This window comes from Pseudoalteromonas sp. BSi20311 (genome assembly GCF_000239875.1).
In the GTDB taxonomy this organism is placed as follows: Bacteria; Pseudomonadota; Gammaproteobacteria; order Enterobacterales; family Alteromonadaceae; genus Pseudoalteromonas.
Map to the genome: position 1 here is coordinate 94,270 of NZ_BADU01000002.1, position 23,872 is coordinate 118,141.

The following is a 23,872-nucleotide window of genomic DNA, read 5'->3' on the forward strand; positions in this document are numbered from 1 at the left end:
TGGGCCTATAGTATATGCTGATGTTTTAGATACGTTATCAGTTGAGCTACCGATTGGTCTAGGGTGTTTTTACTGGTATCTAAAATTATTTCAGGATTAACCGGCGGCTGGTAAGTTGAATCAATCCCGGTAAAGTGTTTAATTTCACCAGCGCGCGCCTTTTTATATAAGCCTTTTGGGTCGCGACTTTCACACACCTCAAGAGGGGTGTCGATGAATACCTCGATAAATTCACCCTCATCAACTAACTCACGAACCATGTCGCGCTCAGCTTTAAAAGGAGATATAAACGCAGTAAGGACTAACAAACCAGCGTCAACCATTAGCTTGGCGGTTTCGCCTACGCGGCGGATATTTTCAACGCGATCGGCATCACTAAAGCCTAAATCTTTACATAAACCATGGCGTACATTGTCGCCATCAAGTAGGTACGTGTGCGCACCTTGCTGATTGAGTGCTGCTTCTAGTGCATTCGCAACGGTACTTTTACCTGAGCCAGAAAAACCAGTAAACCATAAAATAGCCGGCTTATGCTTTTTTTGTTCGCTGCGCTGTACTTTAGTGGTGGCGTAATTATGCCAAACAATATTGTTATCCATTTGCTGTGTCTCTTTATGCTATAAACGCGGGCATTAAAACGGAAATACCAGCGGGATCAAAGTCAGTACGGTGATTGAATAAATAATAGAAAGCGGTAGTCCCATCATTACATAGTCTTTTAGTCGGTAGTTACCCGCGCTATAAACCATTAGATTAGTTTGATAACCAAAAGGTGAAATAAAGCTGGCTGAAGCGCCAAATGCAACCGCCATAATAAACGGTAAAGGTTCTACGTTAAAGCCAATGGCTAATGAGTAGGCAACCGGAAACGATAGCGCTGCTGCGGCATTATTAGTGATTAATTCGGTAAATAATACGGTCATTAAAAATATAGCGATAAACGCGCCATAGGGGCCAAAGTCGCCTAGCACTACAAACATAGCGTCTGATATTTGCCCAGCAAGGCCGGTGCCTATCATCAGCTTAGCTAAACCTATGGCACTGCCTACTACGGCAAGTAACTCAATAGGAAAGCGGCGTTTTATTTCGCTCAGCTTAATCGTGCCACACAACATCAGCCCAATAAGTAACACTAATAAGCCTTTAACCAGCGGTACTACACCTAAAATACTTAATCCCAGCACACCTGCAAAACTTAACAATACAATGTTTGATTGTTTTGCACCGAGGTGGGTTTGTAAATCAAGCCCTGAAATATACACAAATTCGCGCTTTAAGTTAGTTAAGTCATAAAAGCTTTTACCAGGGGCGAGGATTAATGAATCACCCGCTTGTAAGCGCACTTGCCCAAGCCCGCCTTGTAAGCGGTCGTGACCACGGCGAATAGCAATAACGGCCGCATGAAATTGCTCTCTAAAGCGGGCTTCTTTTACCGTTTTGCCAATTAATTTAGACGACTGACTAACGACAACTTCAACGAGGTGTTCTATGTCTTTTTCGTGTTTGTCATGCACCACTTTTAAGCCGTCAAAACGAGTAAGTAAAGGTACCGACTTTATATCGCCTACAAACAGCAGTATGTCGTCTTGTTGAATAATATGTTGCGGGGTCACGGCGCAAATGCGGTTGCCATCGCGAATAATTTCAGCCAAAAACAAGTCTTTTAAATCGCGTAAACCGTTTTCTTCTACGGTGCGGTTTATTAGTTTAGAACCACTTTGTACTTTCCCTTCTAAATAAAAAGGCACCACCTCTTGGCTATTTTTACCATTGTCGGGCAGGCATTTTAGCATCACTAAAATAGTGATTAAGCCAATACTGAGTGCGCCCAAACCCACCAAGGTAAAGTCAAAAAAGCCCAGTGGCGCCATACCGGCATCTACTGCAAAACCATTTACAATTAAGTTAGTAGAGGTACCAATAAGCGTAATCGTCCCCCCTAAAATAGCGGTGTACGACAAGGGTAACAGCAGCTTTGAAGGGGAGTGATTTGGGTTATCCTTTATGGCGGTAATTAAAGAGGCAACCACCGCAGTATTATTAGTAAACGACGATAAAAAGGCGGTAGAAAGCCCTAATTTAGTTACTGACTTAACTAAACTACCACTGGATAACGATTTAGCTAAGCGTTGAATAAGTGTGGTTTTTTCTATCGCTATCGACACTAAAATTAATAACACTAAAGTAATTAATGATGAGTTAGTGTAATTAACCAGCATGCTTTCTAAATCTATTAACCCGGTTAGGTAGCTGGTGCCTATGGCACTAACAAATAACCATGCAGGATTAATACGGGTGCCAAACAGGCACCCGACTAAAAGCAACATAATGCCTGTTAAAATGAGCTGTTCTACCATGCTTTAAATGTTCCTAACAGGCGTTCATTAACGTTATAGCTTTGAGATATCAAGCGCTTGCCAATGTGGAAAGTGCTTGCGTACGAGGGCATTAAATTCAACTTCAAAGTCGCTAAATTGTCCCGCGTTTTCTTCACTTTGCAGTACCTGTTCTATCATTCCCGCTGCAACCGTTAAGTTTGATAAACGATCAATAAGAATAAACGAACCGGTTTCATGATTATGATGGTACTGATCGGCTAAAATAGTCTCGGTCAGCTCCAGTGTCACAATCGCAATTTCGTTTAACTGCAATGAATCTGCACTGCCATGCTCTAGCGTGTTTACATCAATTGTGTGATCAATTTTTGTGACCATGGCCGAGGTGTTTTTACTGCCAAGTTTAAGGTTGTAGCTTTTACCGAGTACCAATGGTGACTCGTGCATCCACACAATTTTAGCCTGTAATTGGTTGGTTACTTGAGCTTGCGAATTTGCAGGCACAATAACGTCTCCTCGGCTAATATCTATTTCAGTATTAAGAGTAACCGTAATTGCTTGGCCAGCTTGTGCAGTATCTAGGTTGCCATCAAAAGTAACAATTTCTTTAATATGTGATGTTTTACCTGATGGCAGTACCTTTACTTCATCACCTACACGTAATTTACCCGATGTAAGCGTGCCTTGAAAACCACGGAAGTTTAGATTAGGGCGTACCACGTATTGCACCGGAAGACGCGCTTCAAAACCGGTGTCGATTTCAGCTGCTGGTGAATCTTCTAACAGCTCAAGCAACGGCTTGTCAGTGTAATAAGGAGTGTGCGCAGAGCGAGTTACTACGTTATCGCCTTTAAGCGCCGACATAGGCACAAACTTAATATTTGATACGTTAAGTTGCTCGGCAAATTTTAAATAATCGGCTTTAATTTTTTCATAAACGGTTTCATCAAAATCAACAATATCCATTTTGTTAACCGCAACCACGAACTGCTTAATGCCTAATGAGTCACAAATAAAGCTATGACGCTTAGTTTGTACCTGCACGCCATAGCGCGCATCCACTAAAATAATGGCAACATCACTAGTTGAAGCGCCAGTAACCATGTTTCGGGTATACTGCTCATGCCCTGGGGTGTCGGCTATAATAAACTTACGTTTAGCGGTTGAAAAGTAGCGGTACGCTACGTCAATTGTTATACCTTGCTCACGCTCAGCTTGTAGGCCATCTACTAACAGTGCTAAATCAAGATCTTCACCGGCGTTACCCACTTTTTCGTTATCTTTATGAAGCGCGGCTAGCTGATCTTCATAAATTTGGTGACTATCGTGCAGTAGGCGGCCAATTAAGGTTGATTTACCGTCATCCACACTGCCACAAGTCAGCATACGCAATAAGCTTTTATCTTGTTGACGTGCTAGGTAAGCGTCTATACCAATTTCTTTTACTTCATTAAATGTATCGTTATTTAGGTTAGACATTAGAAGTACCCCTCACGTTTTTTCTTCTCCATAGAGCCTGCTGAATCATGATCAATCACTCGACCTTCACGTTCAGATGACGATGAAAGCAGCATTTCTTCAATAATTTCGGTTAGATTGCTGGCGGTAGATTCAACTGCACCTGTTAGTGGGTAACAGCCTAATGTTCTAAAGCGAACCGACTTCATTTGCGGTACTTCACCTTCATTAAGTGGCATGCGATCGTCATCAACCATAATTAAAGTACCATCGCGCTCTACTACAGGGCGCTCTTTAGCAAGGTAAAGTGGCACCATTTCGATGTTTTCTTGATATATGTATTGCCAAATATCTAGTTCAGTCCAGTTAGACAGTGGGAATACACGAATGCTTTCTCCTGGGTTCACTTGGCTGTTATAGGTATTCCAAAGCTCAGGACGTTGGTTTTTAGGATCCCAGCGATGGTGTTTATCACGAAATGAGTAAACACGCTCTTTAGCCCGTGATTTCTCTTCATCACGACGTGCGCCACCAAATGCGGCATCAAAACCGTACTTGTTGAGCGCTTGCTTTAATCCTTGGGTTTTCATGATATCGGTATGTTTACCCGAACCATGCGTGAATGGGCCTACACCCATTTCGATGCCTTCAGGGTTTTTGTGTACGATTAAATCAAAGCCATACTCTTTGGCTAAACGGTCGCGAAACTCAATCATTTCACGAAACTTCCAGTTGGTGTCTACGTGTAATAACGGAAACGGAATCTTCGCAGGGTAAAATGCTTTACGAGCTAGATGCAAAAGCACCGATGAGTCTTTACCGATTGAGTAAAGCATAACTGGGTTCTCAAACTCAGCGGCGACTTCGCGCATGATTTTGATACTTTCAGCTTCAAGTTGCTGAAGGTGAGTTAAAGCCATTGTTGGTCGTCCTACTAAAATGATTAAATTAAAATCTGTTAAATTACGCTACGTCTGTCAGCGGTTGGGCAAAGCTACTGATCTGCGCTTTTTCGCCAAACCAGTGTAATTCTTGATGCAGCGAAGCCACTTCACCAATAATCAGTAACGCGGGCGAAATTATTTGATGCTGCTCAATTAACTGTGCTAATTGGTCTAACTGTCCTGTGACAACACGTTGATTTTTACGGGTGCCGTTTTCAATAATTGCCACTGGTGTTGTTGCTTCTCGCCCATGTTTTAATAGCTCAGCTTGAATATGCGGCGATTTAATCACCCCCATATAAATAGCCAGTGTTTGGTTTTTTTGAGCAAGCGACTGCCAATTAAGCTCTTGGCCTTCCTTTTTACAGTGACCAGTAACAAATTGAATAGCTTGAGCATGGTCGCGATGCGTTAAAGGAATACCTGCATAGGCACTACAGCCTGCGGCCGCTGTTATACCTGGCACTATTTGGTAATTTACGTTATTGGCTGCCAGTACTTGTACTTCTTCGCCACCACGGCCATAAATAAACGGGTCGCCCCCTTTAATACGGCATACTTTTTTACCTTGCTGCGCTAAATCAACTAGCATCTGATTAGTATCTTCTTGCGCTACGCTATGATCGCCTAAGCGTTTACCCACACAAATTAAATCAGCATCGCGGCGCACTAATTCCATAATTTCATCGGAAACCAAGTAATCATATACCACCACATCGGCTTGTTGCATTAGTTGCAATGCTTTTAGGGTGAGTAGCTCCGGATCCCCAGGGCCTGCACCCACTACGTATACTTCGCCTTCTGGTTCAACTTTGGCATCTAGCATTTGCTCTAATTGTTGCTCAGCGCCATGGGTGTCACCGGTTTGGACTTTACTCACTACTGATGAATCAAATACGCCTTCCCAAAACTGGCGACGATCGGCAAAGTGTTTAAAGCGCTGTTTTACTTTATGGCGAAAGCCACCGACTAAGTTGGCTAGCGGGCCAATATGCTGCGGGATAAGTGTTTCGAGCTTTTCGCGTAAACGCCGTGCTAATACCGGCGCGGTACCTGCGCTTGAAATCGCAATGGTAATTGGGTTGCGATCAACAATAGAGGGGAAAATAAAGGTACATTTAGGTTGATCATCCACCACGTTTACAAACACATTACGGGCATTGGCGAGTTCAAATACCGTATTGTTAACTTCATCATTGTCGGTGGCGGCAATAATCAAAATTTTGCCATCAAGATGTGACTCTTCAAAATAGGCATCTATTAATGTTACTTCATTGTTGTGAGCATGTTCTTTTAATTCATCACAAAACCATGGGGCAACTAAGGTTACAGCGGCACGCGCTTTTAAGAACGCGCGGCATTTTCGCAAGGCAACCTCTCCACCGCCAACTACCAATACTGGCTTGTTGTCGAGTTTGGTAAAGATAGGTAAATATTGCACTGAGTAACGCCCCTAAAAAAGATAATAAAGTGTATAACGCAAAGGCAGAATATAGCGGCTATTGATAAGTAAAAAATAATTAAATCTTAGTTGATATACTTAAAAGTTATATGAATCATGTTTTTTAGGTCTAAATCGTATTTAGTAAGGGGTAGAGTGACATTTAGTATAAAAAACGCGCTTATAGTGTTTGGTTATGAGCTATAGCAAGATTAAGCTATGATACTTATATAGTTTAAGGTTTCTAAAATTTCATGGGCATAAAATGACAAATAACATTCAAAACGCCATGCTAGCTGTTAGTTTAATGGATTTAACCAGTTTAAACACCGATGATAGTCAAGCTAGTATTAATGCATTAGTAAACAGTATTGATCCTAAGTTAGGCACGCCTGCTGCAGTTTGTGTGTTTAGTGAATTTGTAGATGATGCAAAAATAGCACTCGCTAATCGGTTATTGAGTCATGTAAAAGTGGCCACAGTGACTAACTTTCCTACAGGTGATGCGCCACTTAATGAAGTGCTTAATGAAACACTAATAGCTATAGAGCGTGGGGCCGATGAAATTGACTTAGTCATTCCTTACAAAGCACTTATAAAAGGTGAAGCTGATACGGTGCTGGAATACGTGAGTGAAAGTAAAAAAGCATGTGGTAGTCGCGCTAAACTTAAAGTGATTATTGAAAGCGGTGAGCTAAAAACACCTGCACTTATTGCTCAAGCAACCGAGCTTGCTATTCAAGGGGGAGCTGATTTTGTAAAAACCAGCACCGGTAAAGTTGCGGTTAACGCCACGCTTGAAGCAACTGAAATTATGCTTAAAGCTATTAAAAAGTCATCAAAACCAGTTGGCTTTAAGGCCGCTGGCGGGGTAAAAACCTCAGTAGATGCCAATGCTTATATGCAACTAACAACTGAGATTATGGGCCATGATTATTTAGCTCCAGAGACATTTAGGTTTGGCGCTTCATCGTTGTTAAATGACGTTTATAAGGTATTGAATGAAACGCAGTAGTGATGCCGAAAAACAACAATTAGAGCACGATGCAGCTAAGTTGTTTTTGCGATGTTATGAACAGCAAACCGGCATTCATATGCGCCACATTTGGCATAATGAACCCGATAGACCTGATGTAAGCTGTTACCAAGCAAATGAGCAACTCGATATAGAAGTAGCGCATTTATACGCTAGTGAAACCGAAGCAATGGCCGTGCTAGGCCGACCACTGTCGATACAAATGCAACGTGACTTAGCTGACATGGCTCAACAGCCCAGTGAGCATCGACTGCAATCAGCATTAGGACGATTGCTCAAACAAAAAGCGACTAAGCGTTATTACTCAAAACGTACCTGGTTGCTAATTCGTAATGCCAGTACCATTTGGCATAAGAGTGATTTTGAAGCGGTAATAAAAAAAGTAGCCTTTCCAAAAACCCATCAATTTGAGCAAATTTGGTTGTTATGTGATTTTTATAAAGGTGAATTATTACAAGTAGATTAACGAAAGAAGAGGCTAGTTTGTATCAATAAAATGCTTCTAAACGGATGAAAGCGACAGGATTAATCTGATTATCGGGTCTGTAAACTTATTAACCGCGAAGATTTTATCAGATGGGTATCTTTACTCTTGTGTTAATGAATTGCGTAAGTATAATAGGCATCCACTTTGCAGGGGCGTAGTTCCAATTGGTAGAACAGCGGTCTCCAAAACCGACGGTTGGGAGTTCGAATCTCTCCGCCCCTGCCAATTTTTACAAAGTGAGCAAAGTCTAGAACTAAAAATCGGTTTAAGTAAGCTTGTTTTTAAGTTTAGATTTTAATGGATTAACCCTGTCGACGTGCAGGGTTGTTGTGTCTGTAGTTAAGGTAATAATATTATGAGCACGAATGTGGAAACACCATCAAGTGGGATGGATGCGGTAAAGTGGCTTGTGGCAATTGCGCTACTTGCAGGCGCAGTAGTTGGTAATTATATGTATGCAGATCAGTCTGTATTATTACGTGCTATTGGTGTTGTTGTTGCCGTTGCAGCGGGTTTAGGCATCGCAGCAGTAACTGAAAAAGGACGTACCTTTCTAGCTTTTGCAAAAGAAGCACGTATTGAAGTACGTAAAGTAGTTTGGCCAACGCGTCAAGAGACAACGCACACGACATTAATCGTAATGGTTGCAACAGTGATTATGGCATTAATCCTTTGGGGATTAGATGGCATATTATTCCGCGCTGTAGGCTTTTTAACTGGATTGGAGATCTGATCCCATGTCGGATGAGAATAACGAAAAGAAACTACGTTGGTACGTAGTACAGGCTTTCTCAGGTTATGAGAAGCGTGTTGCTCAAACTTTATTAGAGCACATTAAAATCAAAGGTCTAGAAGATAGCTTTGGTGAAGTATTAGTTCCTACTGAAGAAGTAGTAGAGATGCGTGCTGGTCAAAAGCGTAAATCTGAGCGTAAATTCTTCCCAGGTTACGTACTAGTACAAATGGATATGAACGATGCAAGCTGGCACTTAGTAAATAGCACTGAACGTGTTATGGGCTTTATTGGTGGCACATCAGACCGTCCTGCGCCTATCAGCACTAAAGAAGCTGATCGTATTCTTAACCGTCTACAAGAGAACGCAGAAGCGCCTAAACCAGCAACATTATTTGAGCCGGGTGAAGTGGTTCGTGTTACTGATGGTCCATTTGCAGACTTTAGTGGTGTGGTTGAAGAAGTTGACTACGAAAAGAGCCGCGTTAAAGTGTCGGTACTTATTTTTGGTCGTTCTACGCCAGTTGAACTTGAATTTGGTCAAGTTGAACAAGATAAGTAATTGATTTAAAGCGTCGCGTCAAAAGTTTTTAAATTTTTGGCACGAAGCTTGAAAAAGGCCGCTGATTAACTTATAATCAGCGGCCTTTTTGTATTCAGGGAAAACGTTTGTTTAACTGTTTACTAAAAAGTGAGAAACCAATTTTTAAACTGGGAAGCCGCTAGAGTACGCGTCCTCGCGCGCACAAGGCTAAGACCCACCTAATGAGGTATTTATAATGGCTAAGAAAGTTGAAGCTCTAATCAAGCTACAAGTTGCTGCTGGTATGGCTAACCCTAGTCCTCCAGTAGGTCCAGCACTAGGTCAACACGGTGTAAACATCATGGAATTCTGTAAAGCGTTCAACGCACGTACAGAATCTATCGAAAAAGGCGCTCCAGTTCCTGTAGTGATCTCTGTTTACGGCGACCGTTCATTTACGTTCGACATGAAAACGCCACCGGCTGCTTACTTACTTAAGAAAGCTGCAGGTATCAAATCTGGTTCAGGCCGTCCTAACACTGAAAAAGTAGGCACAGTAACTCGTGCTCAACTTGAAGAAATCGTTGAGACAAAGAAACCAGACCTTACAGCTTCTGATTTAGAAGCTGCGGTTCGCACTATCGCAGGTTCTGCGCGTGCGATGGGCTTGAACGTAGAGGACTAAGATAATGGCTAAATTAACTAAACGTATGCGTACTATCCGCGAAAAAGTGGAAGTAACTAAAGATTACGAAATTAACGAAGCAGTTGCTCTTTTAAAAGAACTAGCAACAGCTAAATTCGTAGAAAGTGTTGACGTTGCTGTTAACCTTGGTATCGATGCTCGTAAATCTGATCAAAACGTTCGTGGTGCTACTGTACTACCTAACGGTACTGGTCGTGACGTTCGTGTTGCTGTATTCACTCAAGGCGCTAATGCAGAAGCTGCAAAAGAAGCCGGTGCTGAGTTAGTAGGCATGGAAGATCTTGCTGAACTAGTTAAGAAAGGCGAGATGAATTTTGACGTTGTTGTTGCATCACCAGACGCTATGCGTGTTGTTGGTCAACTAGGTCAAATCTTAGGCCCACGTGGTCTAATGCCAAACCCTAAAACTGGTACTGTAACACCTAACGTTGCAGAAGCAGTTAAAAATGCGAAAGCAGGTCAAGTGCGTTACCGCAATGACAAAAATGGTATCATCCATACTACTATTGGTAAGGTTGATTTCACTGCTGAGCAGTTACAACAAAACCTTGAAGCTCTAATTGTTGCACTTAAGAAGGCTAAACCTTCTCAAGCTAAAGGTGTTTACTTGAAGAAAGTAACTATCTCTACAACAATGGGCGCAGGTGTTTCTGTTGACCAAGGCACTTTAAGCACAGTTGTTGCTTAATTGAGTGTTTACATGGCGTGAAATTTGTACTATAATTTCGCGCCATTTTGCTGATTAATTTAGTTAATCGCAAAGTAAAGAATTCGGGTTGAAGTCCATAATTTCGAAGCGCCTTCGGGCAACGCGATAAATTGGGCTTCCGTCCAAGACCGTAGGCGGCTTCGGCCTTAATATTACCTACGTAGACGGTGTGAATCCCCAGATAGATTTTTCCTAATCTTCTGGCTCTCGCCGTAAAAAGCATCTCCATCTTTATTGATGGGGAAGAGTAAAACAGGGAAGCCGATGTACGGCAACCCATTAAACCAGGAGTAACACCCATGGCTTTAAATCTTCAAGGCAAAAAGGCAATTGTTGCTGAAGTCAACGAAGCAGCCACTGGTGCTCTATCTGCAGTAGTTGCAGATTCTCGTGGTGTAACAGTTGGTGCAATCACTGCCCTTCGTAAAGAAGCTCGCGAAGCGGGTGTTTGGATGAAAGTTGTCCGTAACACTCTAGCTAAACGTGCTCTTGAAGGAACAGACTTTGAATGCCTATCTGATTCATTTGTTGGTCCAAGCTTAATCGCTTTCTCATCAGAGCACCCAGGTGCTGCTGCGCGTATCTTTTCAGACTTCGCGAAAAAGAATGAGAAATTTGAGCTTAAAACGGCCGCTTTTGAAGGTAATGTAGTAGATGCAGCTATGCTTGCAACTCTACCTACATACGACGAAGCTGTTGCACGCTTAATGAGCGCTATGAAAGAAGCGTCTGCTGGTAAATTGTGTAAAACAATTGAAGCAGTACGTGTACAGAAAGAAGAGCAAGCTGCTTAATTTTAAGCTGTTTAATCCCTTTCGGTGTAAATTTATTTGGACCTTAGAGTCCGTTAATTATTAGGAAATTTGTAATGTCTGTAACTAAAGACCAAATCCTTGACGCAATTGCTGAAATGTCAGTAATGGACGTTGTTGCTCTAGTTGAAGCAATGGAAGAAAAATTCGGCGTAACTGCTGCAGCTGCTATGGTAGCAGGTCCTGCTGCTGAAGCTGCTGAAGAGAAAACAGAATTTGACGTAATCCTTACTGGCGCTGGCGCTAATAAAGTTGCGGCAATCAAAGCTGTACGTGGCGCAACTGGTCTTGGCTTAAAAGAAGCTAAAGCTCTAGTTGAAGCTGCTCCAACTCCAGTTAAAGAAGGTATCTCTAAGGAAGAAGCTGAAGCTCTTGCTAAAGACCTTACAGAAGCTGGTGCTGAAGTTGAGGTTAAGTAATCTAGCTTTTGCTAGGTTCGCTGCCTGAGAAATCAGGCAAGGGCTGGTGATTATTTAATCACCGGCCTTTTTGCGCTATAGAGCGACTATTCTTATAGCGCAAATAAAATCTGATTTATTCTTTAATTTCAACGCTTTATAGTTTGCTAGTGTTGAGGTGGGATTAAGTTGGAACAACAGTTAAATGTTGTACATCTTGGCATAGATGCCAGTTAAGTCTGTTCTTACAAGAACAGGTCGGGTCAAAGATCAGCAAGCTGAGGAACCCCATGGCTTACTCTTATTCTGAAAAGAAACGTATCCGTAAGGATTTTGGTAAACGTCCACAAGTTTTGGATATACCTTTCTTACTGTCGACACAGTTAGAATCGTTTAAAAAATTCTTAGTCCCGGACGCTGATGGCGATCATGGTTTGGAAGCTGCCTTCCGTTCTGTGTTCCCAATTAAAAGCTACTCGGGAAATTCTGAGCTTCAATACGTAAGTTATCGTATTGGTGAGCCAGTATTCGATGTAAAAGAATGTCAAATTCGCGGTGTGACTTATTCTGCTCCACTTCGCGTGAAACTGCGTCTTGTAGTAATGGACAAAGAAGCTCCAGGCACAGTTAAAGACATTAAAGAGCAAGAAGTTTACATGGGCGAAATTCCGCTCATGACCGATACCGGTACTTTTGTAATCAATGGTACAGAGCGTGTTATCGTTTCTCAGCTACACCGTAGCCCTGGTGTATTCTTTGATAACGACCGCGGTAAAACTCACTCGTCAGGAAAAGTGCTTTATAACGCACGTGTAATTCCTTACCGTGGTTCATGGTTAGACTTCGAATTTGATGCAAAAGATAACTTGTATGTACGTATTGACCGTCGTCGTAAATTACCGGCGTCTATCATCTTACGTGCACTTGAGTACACGAGTGAAGAAATCTTAGATATCTTCTTCGATACTACTGCGTTTGAAATTGCAGACGGTAAAGTTCTTATGGAACTTGTACCTTCACGTTTACGTGGTGAAACTGCCGCTTTTGATATCAAGAGCGAAGACGGTGAAGTCCTTGTTGAAAGCGGTCGTCGTGTTACGGCTCGTCACATCAAGAGCATCGAGAAAAAAGGCATTAAGCAATTAGAAGTACCACATGAGTACATCATTGGCCGCGTATTAGCGAAGAACTATGTTGATGAATCAACAGGTGAAATCATTGCTACTGCGAATGACGAGCTAACGCTTGAAATGATGGCTGAATTGGTTAAAGCCGGTCACACTACTATTGATACGTTATACATCAATGAAGTGGACAGCGGCGCTTACATGTCAAATACATTGAACATTGACTCGTCAAGCAACCGTTTAGAAGCACTAGTAGAAATTTATCGCATGATGCGCCCAGGCGAGCCACCGACGAAAGACGCGGCTGAAGCCTTATTTGAGAACTTATTTTTCTCAGAAGAACGCTATGACTTATCAACAGTAGGTCGTATGAAGTTTAATAGCCGTGTTGGTTACGATTCAGACACAGGCCCTGGCACATTAAGCAAAGAAGACATCGTAGCGGTTATGAAAGTATTGATTGCTATTCGTAACGGTGTTGGCGATGTTGATGATATAGACCACTTAGGCAACCGTCGTATACGTAGTGTTGGCGAAATGGCTGAGAACCAATTCCGTGTAGGTTTAGTACGTGTAGAACGTGCTGTACGTGAGCGTTTAAGCTTAGGTGACCTAGATGCGATCATGCCACAAGATCTTATTAACGCTAAGCCTATTTCGGCAGCTGTTAAAGAGTTCTTCGGCTCGTCTCAGTTATCACAGTTTATGGACCAAAATAACCCGCTATCAGAAGTAACGCACAAGCGTCGTATTTCTGCATTAGGTCCGGGCGGTCTAACTCGTGAACGCGCTGGCTTTGAAGTACGTGACGTTCACGTAACTCACTACGGTCGTGTATGTCCAATCGAGACTCCTGAGGGTCCAAACATCGGTCTAATTAACTCATTGTCTACGTATGCACGTACCAATGACTACGGTTTCTTAGAAACACCTTACCGCAAAGTGGTAGACGGTGTAGTAACTGATGAAGTTGATTACCTATCAGCCATTGAAGAAGGTCAGTTTGTTATCGCACAGGCGAACTCAAACTTAACTGAAACTAATGAGTTTGTAGATGAACTTATTCCATGTCGTCACAAAGGTGAATCAACCTTTATGGGTCGCATGGACCAACAATATATGGATGTATCACCACAACAGGTGATCTCTGTAGCGGCCGCACTTATCCCGTTCCTAGAACACGATGATGCTAACCGTGCATTGATGGGTTCAAACATGCAACGTCAAGCAGTACCAACATTGAAAGCGGACAAACCGTTAGTAGGTACCGGTATTGAGTTAACACTAGCGAAAGATTCTGGTGTAACGATTGTTGCTAAACGTGGTGGTGAAGTAATGTATGCCGACGCAAGTCGCATCGTTGTTAATGTACATGAAGAAGAACGCATCCCTGGTGAAGCGGGCATCGACATCTACAACTTAACCAAGTACACACGTTCTAACCAAAATACATGTATTAACCAAAAACCGACTTGTATGGTTGGTGAACCGGTTACTCGTGGCGATGTGTTAGCAGATGGTCCTTCGACTGACTTAGGTGACTTAGCCCTTGGTCAAAACCTTCGCGTGGCATTCATGCCATGGAACGGTTACAACTTCGAGGATTCAATCTTACTATCAGAGCGCGTAGTTGAAGAAGATCGTCTAACGACTATTCATATTCAAGAACTACAGTGTATCGCCCGTGATACTAAATTAGGCTCAGAAGAGATCACAGCAGATATCCCGAACGTGGGCGAATCTGCACTAGGCAAGCTTGATGAATCAGGTGTTGTATATATTGGTGCTGAAGTTAAAGGCGGCGATATCCTAGTAGGTAAAGTGACTCCGAAAGGCGAAACGCAATTAACTCCTGAAGAAAAGCTACTACGTGCTATCTTCGGTGAGAAAGCGTCTGACGTTAAAGACAGCTCTTTACGTGTACCAAACTCTGTAACTGGTACTGTAATCGACGTACAAGTTTTCACCCGTGATGGTGTTGAAAAAGATAAACGTGCGTTAGAAGTTGAAGACATGCAGCTTCGCGAAGCGAAGAAAGACTTCAACGAAGAGTTCCGTATTCTAGAAGCCGGTGTTTTAGACCGTGCACGCAAGTTACTTGTGGCAGCTGGTTTCGATGAAGACAACTTAGCGTCACTGAATGCTGAAAAGTTACTAACTCAAAGCCTTGCTGAAGAAGACAAGCAAGCTGAACTTGAGCAACTAGCTGCACAGTACGATGAGCTTAAAGCTGAATACGATAAGAAGTTTGAAAACAAACGTCGTAAAATTACCCAAGGTGATGACTTAGCACCAGGCGTACTTAAGATTGTTAAAGTATACCTAGCTGTTAAACGTCGTATCCAACCAGGTGATAAAATGGCGGGTCGTCACGGTAACAAAGGTGTTATCTCGACTATCGTACCAGTAGAAGATATGCCATACGATGACAAAGGTCGTACGGTAGATATCGTACTAAATCCACTAGGTGTACCATCGCGAATGAACATCGGTCAGATCCTTGAAACACATATGGGTCTAGCTGCACGCGGTATTGGTGAGCGCTTAGAAGAAATGATGAAAGAGCAACGCGAGCTTCATGAGCTACGCGCATTCATCAAACAAGCTTATGAGATCGGTGAATCTCGTCAGGTTGTGGATATTGCTAGTTTCTCTGATGACGAGATTCGTCGTTTAGCTGAAAACTTGAAAGGTGGTTTACCGATTGCTACTCCTGCATTTGATGGCGCGAAAGAAAGCGAAATCAAAGACATGCTAGAGCTAGGCGGCTACCCTAGAAGTGGTCAGGTTACACTTTATGATGGCCGTACTGGCGATCAGTTTGAACGTCAAGTAACTGTAGGTTACATGTACATGCTTAAACTTAACCACTTGGTTGACGATAAGATGCACGCGCGTTCTACTGGTTCTTACAGCCTTGTTACTCAGCAGCCGCTGGGTGGTAAAGCACAGTTCGGTGGCCAGCGTTTTGGCGAGATGGAAGTATGGGCACTTGAAGCTTACGGTGCTGCTTACACGCTACAAGAAATGCTAACAGTGAAATCGGATGACGTGAACGGTCGTACTAAGATGTATAAAAACATCGTTGATGGTAACCATAAAATGGAACCAGGTATGCCAGAATCGTTCAACGTATTGTTGAAAGAAATCCGCTCACTGGGTATCAACATCGAGTTGGAAGAAAATTAAGCCAATTAGATGCTGCAGTTAACGCTGCAGCATCTGTTATGGCTGAATAGAATGTAGGGACGAGAACATCCGTCCTCAAGATTAACTCCGACAGGAGAGCTAAGGTGAAAGACTTACTTAAGTTTCTGAAGCAACAAAATAAGACCGAAGAATTCGATGCAATTCGCATTGGTCTTGCTTCACCAGACATGGTTCGTTCATGGTCATACGGTGAAGTAAAGAAACCTGAGACTATTAACTACCGTACTTTCAAGCCTGAGCGCGATGGCTTATTCTGTGCCCGTATTTTCGGCCCAGTGAAAGATTATGAGTGTTTATGTGGTAAATATAAACGCCTTAAACACCGTGGTGTGATCTGTGAAAAGTGTGGCGTTGAAGTAACACTCACTAAAGTGCGTCGTGACCGTATGGGTCATATAGAACTGGCAAGTCCAGTTGCGCATATATGGTTTTTAAAATCATTACCGTCACGTATCGGCTTAATGCTTGATATGACGCTTCGTGATATTGAACGTGTTCTTTACTTCGAATCATTCGTAGTAACTGAGCCTGGTATGACAACGCTTGAGCGTGGTCAACTATTAGGTGAAGAAGAATACCTAGATGCACTTGAAGAGCACGGCGATGAGTTTGAAGCGAAGATGGGTGCTGAAGCAGTATTAGACTTACTGCGTGAACTCGATCTTGCTCAATTAATTGCAGAAATGCGTGAAGAGTTACCAACAATTAACTCTGAAACTAAGCGTAAAAAGATCACTAAACGTCTTAAGTTAATGGAATCGTTCCACCAATCAGGTAATAACCCTGAGTGGATGATTATGACAGTACTTCCAGTATTGCCACCTGACTTACGTCCATTAGTACCACTAGACGGTGGTCGTTTTGCGACATCTGATCTAAATGACCTTTACCGTCGTGTTATTAATCGTAATAATCGTCTTAAGCGTCTACTAGATTTAGCTGCACCAGATATTATCGTACGCAACGAAAAACGTATGTTACAAGAAGCGGTTGATGCGCTACTTGATAACGGTCGTCGTGGTCGTGCAATTACAGGTTCTAACAAACGTCCACTTAAATCGCTTGCTGATATGATCAAAGGTAAGCAAGGTCGTTTCCGTCAGAACTTACTTGGTAAGCGTGTAGATTACTCTGGCCGTTCTGTAATCACGGTTGGTCCTACACTTAAGCTTCATCAGTGTGGTCTTCCTAAGAAGATGGCATTAGAGCTTTTCAAACCATTCATCTATGGCAAATTAGAACGTCGCGGCATGGCTACGACAATCAAAGCAGCTAAAAAGATGGTTGAGCGTGAAGTAGCGGAAGTATGGGATGTACTAGACGAAGTAATTCGTGAACACCCAGTATTACTTAACCGTGCACCAACACTTCACCGTTTGGGTATCCAAGCGTTTGAACCTGTGCTTATCGAAGGTAAAGCGATTCATTTGCACCCATTAGTATGTGCGGCCTACAACGCCGATTTCGATGGTGACCAAATGGCGGTACACGTACCGCTAACAATTGAAGCGCAGCTAGAAGCTCGTGCGTTAATGATGTCGACAAACAACATCTTATCGCCTGCTAATGGTGAGCCAATCATCGTTCCTTCACAGGACGTTGTATTAGGTCTTTATTACATGACGCGTGACCGCATTAACGCGAAAGGCGAAGGCGCCGTATTTAAAGATCCAAAAGAAGCAGAAAAAGCATACCGTAGTGGTAATGCCGACCTTCACGCGATAGTGAAAGTACGTATTAGCCAATCAGTTAAAAACGAAGAAGGTGTTGTTGAAGACACTGTAACCGTGATTGATACTACTGTTGGTCGTGCGATTCTGTCTCTAATTTTACCAAAAGGCATGCCGTATGAGTCAATCAACCAAGCCCTAGGTAAAAAGCAGATTTCTGGCTTAATTAATGAGTGTTACCGTCGTCTTGGTCTAAAAGACACAGTTATGTTTGCTGACCAAATCATGTACACCGGTTTCCACTATGCAATGAAGTCAGGTGTTTCAATTGGTATCGATGACTTAGTTATCCCACCAGTTAAAGCATCAATCATTGAATCAGCTGAAGCTGAAGTAACTGAAATCAACCAACAATTCCAATCAGGTCTTGTAACGGCTGGTGAAAAGTACAACAAAGTTATCGATATCTGGTCACGTGTAAATGAAAACTTATCACGTGAAATGATGGCCAACTTGTCAAAAGACACGGTTATCAATGCCCAAGGTGAAGAAGTAGAGCAACCGTCATTTAACTCAGTGTTTATGATGGCCGACTCAGGTGCTCGTGGTAGTGCCGCTCAGATCCGTCAGCTAGCAGGTATGCGTGGTCTAATGGCACGTCCAGATGGTTCAATCATCGAGACGCCAATCACGGCTAACTTCCGTGAAGGTCTAAACGTACTTCAGTACTTCATCTCAACGCACGGTGCGCGTAAAGGTCTTGCCGATACAGCACTGAAAACAGCGAACTCGGGTTACCTAACGCGTCGTCTAGTAGACGTTGCACAAGATTTGGTAATCAATGAAGACGATTGTGGCACAGAAGATGGCTTAACAATGAAACCGCTAATTGAAGGTGGTGACGTTGTAGAAGCACTTCGCGAACGTGTACTAGGTCGTGTTGTTGCTGAAGATGTTGTAATTCCAGGTACTAATACAGTACTTGTAGAGCGTAACATCATGCTTGACGAAAAACTGTGTGACCTTTTAGAAGAGCACTCAGTAGATGAAGTTCGTGTACGTTCAGTTATCACCTGTGATAACGACTTTGGTGTTTGTGCTAAGTGTTATGGTCGTGACCTTGCACGTGGTCATATCATCAACGCGGGTGAATCAGTAGGTGTTATCGCGGCACAGTCAATCGGTGAGCCGGGTACACAGCTTACGATGCGTACCTTCCACATCGGTGGTGCGGCATCAAGAGCGTCTGCTGAAAATAATGTACAAGTTAAAACAAACGGTACATTAAAACTTCACAACGCTAAATATGTATTAAATACAGACGGTAAGATTGTTATTACCTCACGTTCTACCGAAATCACTATCATTGATAGCTATGGTCGTGAGAAAGAACGTTATAAAGTACCTTACGGTGCGGTATTAACAGTGCAAGACAATGCAGAAGTTCAAGGTAACGACATCGTTGCTACTTGGGACCCGCATAGTCACCCAATCGTTCTTGAGCATAAGTCAAAAGTATCGTTCAGCGATATCGATGATTCAAACACTGAAGCACAGACTGATGAACTAACCGGTTTAACCCGTGTAGTTGTTAAAGATCTTGCTAAAGCGAATGCGAAAGAGCCGAAACTTATCATTGAAAGTGATGAGCGTGGCCTGCAAGAAACGCGCCTTCCTTCATTCACCACGATTGAAGTAACTGACGGCGCGACTGCAAACCCAGGTGACGTGTTAGCACGTATTCCGCAAGAAGGTTCGAAAACTCGTGATATCACGGGTGGTCTACCACGCGTAGCCGACTTATTTGAAGCGCGTAAGCCGAAAGATCCAGCTATCTTAGCTGAAATCACCGGTACGATTAGCTTCGGTAAAGAGACTAAAGGTAAGAAACGTTTAGTTATTACACCAGCTGAAGGCGATCATTACGAAGAAATGATTCCTAAGTGGCGTCAACTTAACGTGTTTGAAGGTGAGCAAGTGTCTAAAGGTGAAGTTATCGCCGATGGTCCAGAATCACCGCATGACATCTTACGCCTACGTGGTGTGACTCATGTTGCTAACTACATTGTTAACGAAGTGCAAGAGGTTTACCGTTTGCAGGGCGTTAAGATCAATGATAAGCACATTGAAACTATTATTCGTCAAATGCTACGTAAATGTATCATTCTAGACGGTGGTGATACTGAGTTCTTAGCCGGTGAGCAAATTGAAGTGGCACGCGTTAATATCGCAAACCGCGACCTTGAAGCTCAAGGTAAGATCCCAGCTAAGTTTGAAATCCAGTTAATGGGTATCACAAAAGCATCACTAGCGACAGAATCTTTCATCTCAGCAGCCTCGTTCCAGGAGACAACTCGTGTCCTAACAGAAGCCGCTGTAAATGGTAAGAGCGATGAACTACGCGGTCTGAAAGAAAACGTAATTGTGGGTCGATTGATCCCAGCCGGTACCGGTTTTGCGTATCATCAAGAGCGTATGGCTCGTCGTAAGCAAAAAGACGTTGTTGAAGAGCAAACGGTAAGTGCAGAAGAGGCAACTCAAGCACTAACTGATGCTTTAAACGCGGATTTATCTGGAAATCAATAAACCGAATCTAATCAATAGATTAGAGTTTAGCAAGGTAGTTATCTGCTGCCTTGCGAGCGGTTTAGGTTGACAGGTCAATCTTTGCTCATTAAAATTCCGCCACCCATTTACTTGCACGTTTAAAACATGCTGGTAAAACAAGGGCGGATTTTTTATTTTTTTCAGTAGTAATTTTAATTTCAGGAGCTATTTAAATGGCAACTATTAACCAGCTAGTGCGTAAGCCACGTCGTAGCAAGGTTACTAAAAGTAACTCAGCTGCGCTTAAAGCGTGTCCGCAAAAGCGTGGTGTATGTACTCGCGTATATACAACTACACCTAAGAAACCAAACTCGGCGTTACGTAAAGTAGCTCGTGTACGTTTAACTAACGGTTTCGAAGTAACTTCATACATCGGTGGTGAAGGTCATAACCTTCAAGAGCACAGTGTAATCCTAATCCGTGGTGGTCGTGTTAAAGATTTACCAGGTGTGCGTTTTCACACTGTACGTGGTGCACTTGACTGTGCAGGCGTTAGCGACCGTCGTCAAGCTCGTTCTAAATACGGTGCAAAACGCCCTAAAGGCTAATTGTTTTCCGTTAGTAAGGCCAAGCACTAAATATTATTAATTATTGTTTTGGGTGATTGTTCCAAAAGGACAAACCTGAATAAACCGGAGATACAAAATGCCTAGAAGACGCGTAATAGGTCAACGTAAAATTCTTCCAGATCCTAAGTTCGGATCGGAACTTCTTGCTAAATTCGTTAACATCGTAATGTTAGACGGCAAGAAATCTACTGCTGAAAAAATCGTTTATGGTGCGCTAGACGTGGCTGCTGAGAAATCAGGCAAGTCGCACCTAGAAATCTTTGAAACTGCACTTGATAACATCCGCCCACAGGTAGAGGTTAAATCTCGCCGTGTTGGTGGTTCAACTTATCAAGTACCAGTTGAAGTACGTCCAGTACGTCGCAACGCATTAGGTATGCGTTGGTTAGTAGACGCTGCACGTAAGCGTGGCGAAAAATCTATGGGCTTACGTTTAGCTCAAGAAATCGTTGACGCTGCTGATAATAAAGGCACTGCGGTTAAGAAACGTGAAGACGTTCACCGTATGGCTGAAGCGAACAAAGCATTCGCTCATTACCGTTGGTAATCTGTCCTTAACCTTTAAGAGGATTTTATGGCACGTACAACTCCACTTGAGCGTTACCGCAATATCGGTATTTGTGCTCACGTAGATGCAGGCAAAACCACCACAACAGAACGTGTTCTGTTCTACACAGGTCTTTCTCATAAGATCGGTGAAGTACATGATGGCGCCGCAACTATGGATTGGATGGAGCAGGAACAAGAGCGTGGTATCACAATCACTTCTGCTGCAACAACGTGTTTCTGGAAAGGGATGGACGCGCAATTTGACGACCATCGCATCAATATTATTGATACCCCAGGACACGTAGATTTCACTATCGAAGTAGAGCGTTCTTTACGTGTACTAGATGGTGCGGTAGTTGTTCTTTGTGCTTCATCGGGTGTACAGCCGCAAACTGAGACAGTTTGGCGTCAAGCGAACAAATACGAAGTTCCGAGAATGATCTTCGTAAATAAAATGGATCGCACGGGCGCTGACTTCTTAACGGTTGTAAGCCAGGTGAAATCTCGTCTTGGAGCAACGCCTGTTCCAGTCCAGCTGCCTATTGGCGCTGAAGACGACTTTAAAGGTGTTATTGACCTTATTAAAATGAAAGCCATTAACTGGAATGATGAAGACCAGGGGATGACTTTCTCTTATGAGGCAATACCGGCAGAACTTCAGGAACTAGCCGAAGAATGGCGCTCTCACTTAGTTGAAAGCGCTGCTGAAGCTACTGAAGAACTAATGGATAAATACTTAGAAGGTGAAGAGTTAAGCGAAGCAGAAATTAAAAATGCTTTGCGTCAACGCACATTAGCGAACGAAATTGTTCCCATGACGTGTGGTAGTGCATTTAAAAACAAAGGTGTTCAAGCTGTGCTTGATTGCGTTGTTGAATATATGCCCTCACCAACACAAGTGAAACAAATCCAAGGTATCTTAGAAAATGGTACTGAGGAAGAGCGTCCTGCTGATGATAAAGCGCCGTTTGCTGCACTTGCTTTTAAGATTGCAACAGACCCGTTTGTTGGCACTTTAACCTTTTTCCGTGTTTACTCTGGTACTGTTAAACAGGGTGACGCGGTATATAACCCAGTAAAAAGTAAGCGTGAGCGTCTTGGTCGTATCGTTCAGATGCATTCAAACTCACGTGAAGAGATCAAAGAAGTCTACGCAGGCGACATCGCGGCGGCTATTGGTCTCAAAGACGTAACAACAGGTGAGACACTGTGTGATCCGAACTCTATCATTACGCTTGAGCGTATGGAGTTCCCAGAACCAGTGATCTCTGTTGCGGTTGAGCCTCGCACAATCGCTGACCAGGATAAAATGGGTATCGCGCTAGGAAAACTAGCGGCAGAAGATCCGTCTTTCCGCGTACAAACTGACGAAGAATCAGGCCAGACTATTATCTCTGGCATGGGTGAACTTCACCTTGATATCATTGTCGACCGTATGAAACGTGAATTCAGTGTTGAATGTAACGTTGGTAAGCCGCAGGTTGCATACCGAGAAGCTATTCGTTCAACTGTTGAAGTTGAAGGGAAGTTTATACGTCAATCAGGTGGTCGTGGTCAATATGGTCACGTCTGGCTTAAACTTGAACCGATGGATATTTCGGATGATGAAGCCCCAATTTACGAGTTCGTTAACGAAACCGTAGGTGGCTCAGTACCGAAAGAATACATCCCTGCGGTAGACAAAGGTATCCAAGAGCAAATGGCTCAAGGTGTACTGGCAGGCTACCCATTACTTGGTGTTAAAGCGACTTTATATGATGGTTCATTCCATGATGTAGATTCGAATGAAATGGCATTTAAAATAGCAGGTTCACTGGCTATGAGACAAGGTGCGCTAGATGCAAACCCTGCACTTTTAGAGCCAGTAATGAAGGTTGAAGTACTCACTCCTGAAGCAAACATGGGTGATGTAGTTGGCGACCTAAACCGTCGTCGCGGCATGATCGAAGGCATGGAAGATGCACTTGGTGGCCTTAAGCAAATTAATGCTGTGGTACCACTCTCTGAAATGTTCGGTTATGCGACTGCTTTACGATCTGCAACACAGGGCCGTGCCTCATACTCTATGGAGTTTTTGAAGTACGCTGAAGCCTCTAAGCAGGTTGCAGATACAATAATTTCAGCTCGCGCTGTAATATGATTTTTAGCTTGTTTAACTTAATAGTGAGTTAGACTTTAATTTCTTTATTAGGAATTTTTTAAGATGGCAAAAGCAAAGTTTGAACGCGTAAAACCGCATGTAAACGTAGGTACAATCGGCCACGTTGACCACGGTAAAACGACATTAACAGCAGCAATCACTAACGTACTTGCAAAAGTATACGGCGGTGTTGCTAAAGATTTCGCATCAATCGATAACGCTCCAGAAGAGCGCGAGCGTGGTATCACAATCTCAACGTCACACGTTGAGTACGATACACCAACTCGTCACTACGCACACGTAGATTGTCCTGGACACGCCGATTATGTTAAAAACATGATCACTGGTGCTGCTCAAATGGATGGCGCTATCTTAGTAGTAGCTGCGACTGATGGCCCTATGCCACAAACTCGTGAG

General features: G+C 43.0%; 19 protein-coding genes and 1 tRNA gene. 15 read left to right on the forward strand and 5 right to left on the reverse strand.

Features of this window, described 5'->3' with window-relative positions:
- Positions 1 to 5 precede the first annotated feature (5 nt).
- From cysC to cysG, 5 genes are read right to left on the reverse strand one after another with little or no spacing between them, the layout of a single operon-like run.
- On the reverse strand, positions 6 to 599 hold the full coding sequence (cysC, locus tag P20311_RS00575; protein WP_008108444.1) for an adenylyl-sulfate kinase: 594 nt from the start codon (positions 597 to 599) through the stop codon (positions 6 to 8).
- A gap of 33 nt (positions 600 to 632) precedes the next feature.
- Positions 633 to 2,357, reverse strand: a complete 1,725-nt coding sequence (locus P20311_RS00580) for an SLC13 family permease (RefSeq protein ID WP_008108446.1) — start codon at positions 2,355 to 2,357, stop codon at positions 633 to 635.
- Positions 2,358 to 2,390: 33 nt separating this feature from the next.
- Complete coding sequence (gene cysN, locus P20311_RS00585; protein ID WP_008108448.1) at positions 2,391 to 3,815, reverse strand: sulfate adenylyltransferase subunit CysN; 1,425 nt, start codon at positions 3,813 to 3,815, stop codon at positions 2,391 to 2,393.
- Positions 3,815 to 4,714: a sulfate adenylyltransferase subunit CysD gene (gene cysD, locus P20311_RS00590; protein WP_008108450.1), complete on the reverse strand. Its 900-nt coding sequence runs from the start codon at positions 4,712 to 4,714 to the stop codon at positions 3,815 to 3,817. Before cysD ends, cysN begins: the two co-directional genes overlap by 1 nt.
- A 43-nt stretch (positions 4,715 to 4,757) precedes the next feature.
- On the reverse strand, positions 4,758 to 6,179 hold the full coding sequence (gene cysG, locus P20311_RS00595) for a siroheme synthase CysG (protein ID WP_008108452.1): 1,422 nt from the start codon (positions 6,177 to 6,179) through the stop codon (positions 4,758 to 4,760).
- A 265-nt stretch (positions 6,180 to 6,444) separates the two neighbouring features.
- Between cysG and deoC the strand changes: the two genes are divergently transcribed.
- The 15 genes from deoC to P20311_RS00670 form a co-directional block, all read left to right on the forward strand.
- Positions 6,445 to 7,194 (forward strand): deoxyribose-phosphate aldolase, encoded by a 750-nt coding sequence (gene deoC, locus P20311_RS00600; RefSeq protein ID WP_008108454.1) that lies wholly within the window; start codon positions 6,445 to 6,447, stop codon positions 7,192 to 7,194.
- Entirely contained in the window at positions 7,181 to 7,681 is a 501-nt protein-coding gene (locus P20311_RS00605) for a hypothetical protein (protein ID WP_008108456.1), read from the forward strand. Before deoC ends, P20311_RS00605 begins: the two co-directional genes overlap by 14 nt.
- A 169-nt stretch (positions 7,682 to 7,850) precedes the next feature.
- A tRNA-Trp gene (locus tag P20311_RS00610) sits at positions 7,851 to 7,927 on the forward strand.
- A 130-nt stretch (positions 7,928 to 8,057) separates the two neighbouring features.
- Positions 8,058 to 8,435 (forward strand): preprotein translocase subunit SecE, encoded by a 378-nt coding sequence (gene secE / locus P20311_RS00615; protein WP_008468833.1) that lies wholly within the window; start codon positions 8,058 to 8,060, stop codon positions 8,433 to 8,435.
- A 4-nt stretch (positions 8,436 to 8,439) separates the two neighbouring features.
- Positions 8,440 to 8,997 (forward strand): transcription termination/antitermination protein NusG, encoded by a 558-nt coding sequence (gene nusG / locus P20311_RS00620; protein WP_008108460.1) that lies wholly within the window; start codon positions 8,440 to 8,442, stop codon positions 8,995 to 8,997.
- A 217-nt stretch (positions 8,998 to 9,214) separates the two neighbouring features.
- Entirely contained in the window at positions 9,215 to 9,643 is a 429-nt protein-coding gene (gene rplK, locus P20311_RS00625; protein ID WP_008108462.1) for a 50S ribosomal protein L11, read from the forward strand.
- A gap of 4 nt (positions 9,644 to 9,647) precedes the next feature.
- Positions 9,648 to 10,352, forward strand: coding sequence for a 50S ribosomal protein L1 (gene rplA / locus P20311_RS00630; RefSeq protein WP_008108463.1), 705 nt, complete (start codon positions 9,648 to 9,650; stop codon positions 10,350 to 10,352).
- Positions 10,353 to 10,672: 320 nt separating this feature from the next.
- Positions 10,673 to 11,167, forward strand: a complete 495-nt coding sequence (gene rplJ / locus P20311_RS00635) for a 50S ribosomal protein L10 (protein ID WP_008108464.1) — start codon at positions 10,673 to 10,675, stop codon at positions 11,165 to 11,167.
- Between the two features lie 74 nt (positions 11,168 to 11,241).
- Positions 11,242 to 11,604 (forward strand): 50S ribosomal protein L7/L12, encoded by a 363-nt coding sequence (gene rplL, locus P20311_RS00640; protein WP_008108465.1) that lies wholly within the window; start codon positions 11,242 to 11,244, stop codon positions 11,602 to 11,604.
- Positions 11,605 to 11,873: 269 nt separating this feature from the next.
- Complete coding sequence (rpoB, locus tag P20311_RS00645; RefSeq protein WP_008468836.1) at positions 11,874 to 15,899, forward strand: DNA-directed RNA polymerase subunit beta; 4,026 nt, start codon at positions 11,874 to 11,876, stop codon at positions 15,897 to 15,899.
- A 104-nt stretch (positions 15,900 to 16,003) separates the two neighbouring features.
- Complete coding sequence (gene rpoC / locus P20311_RS00650) at positions 16,004 to 20,176, forward strand: DNA-directed RNA polymerase subunit beta' (RefSeq protein ID WP_008108469.1); 4,173 nt, start codon at positions 16,004 to 16,006, stop codon at positions 20,174 to 20,176.
- A 194-nt stretch (positions 20,177 to 20,370) separates the two neighbouring features.
- A complete protein-coding gene (gene rpsL / locus P20311_RS00655) occupies positions 20,371 to 20,745 on the forward strand; it encodes a 30S ribosomal protein S12 (RefSeq protein WP_002958885.1) in 375 nt (124 codons plus the stop codon).
- Positions 20,746 to 20,842: 97 nt separating this feature from the next.
- On the forward strand, positions 20,843 to 21,313 hold the full coding sequence (gene rpsG / locus P20311_RS00660) for a 30S ribosomal protein S7 (protein WP_010392135.1): 471 nt from the start codon (positions 20,843 to 20,845) through the stop codon (positions 21,311 to 21,313).
- A gap of 27 nt (positions 21,314 to 21,340) precedes the next feature.
- The gene (gene fusA, locus P20311_RS00665; protein ID WP_008108486.1) at positions 21,341 to 23,455 is read left to right on the forward strand and encodes an elongation factor G; all 2,115 of its coding nucleotides are present in this window, start codon (positions 21,341 to 21,343) and stop codon (positions 23,453 to 23,455) included.
- A 63-nt stretch (positions 23,456 to 23,518) separates the two neighbouring features.
- A partial coding sequence (locus tag P20311_RS00670) for a GTP-binding protein (RefSeq protein WP_036984549.1) occupies positions 23,519 to 23,872 on the forward strand: 354 nt, incomplete at its 3' end.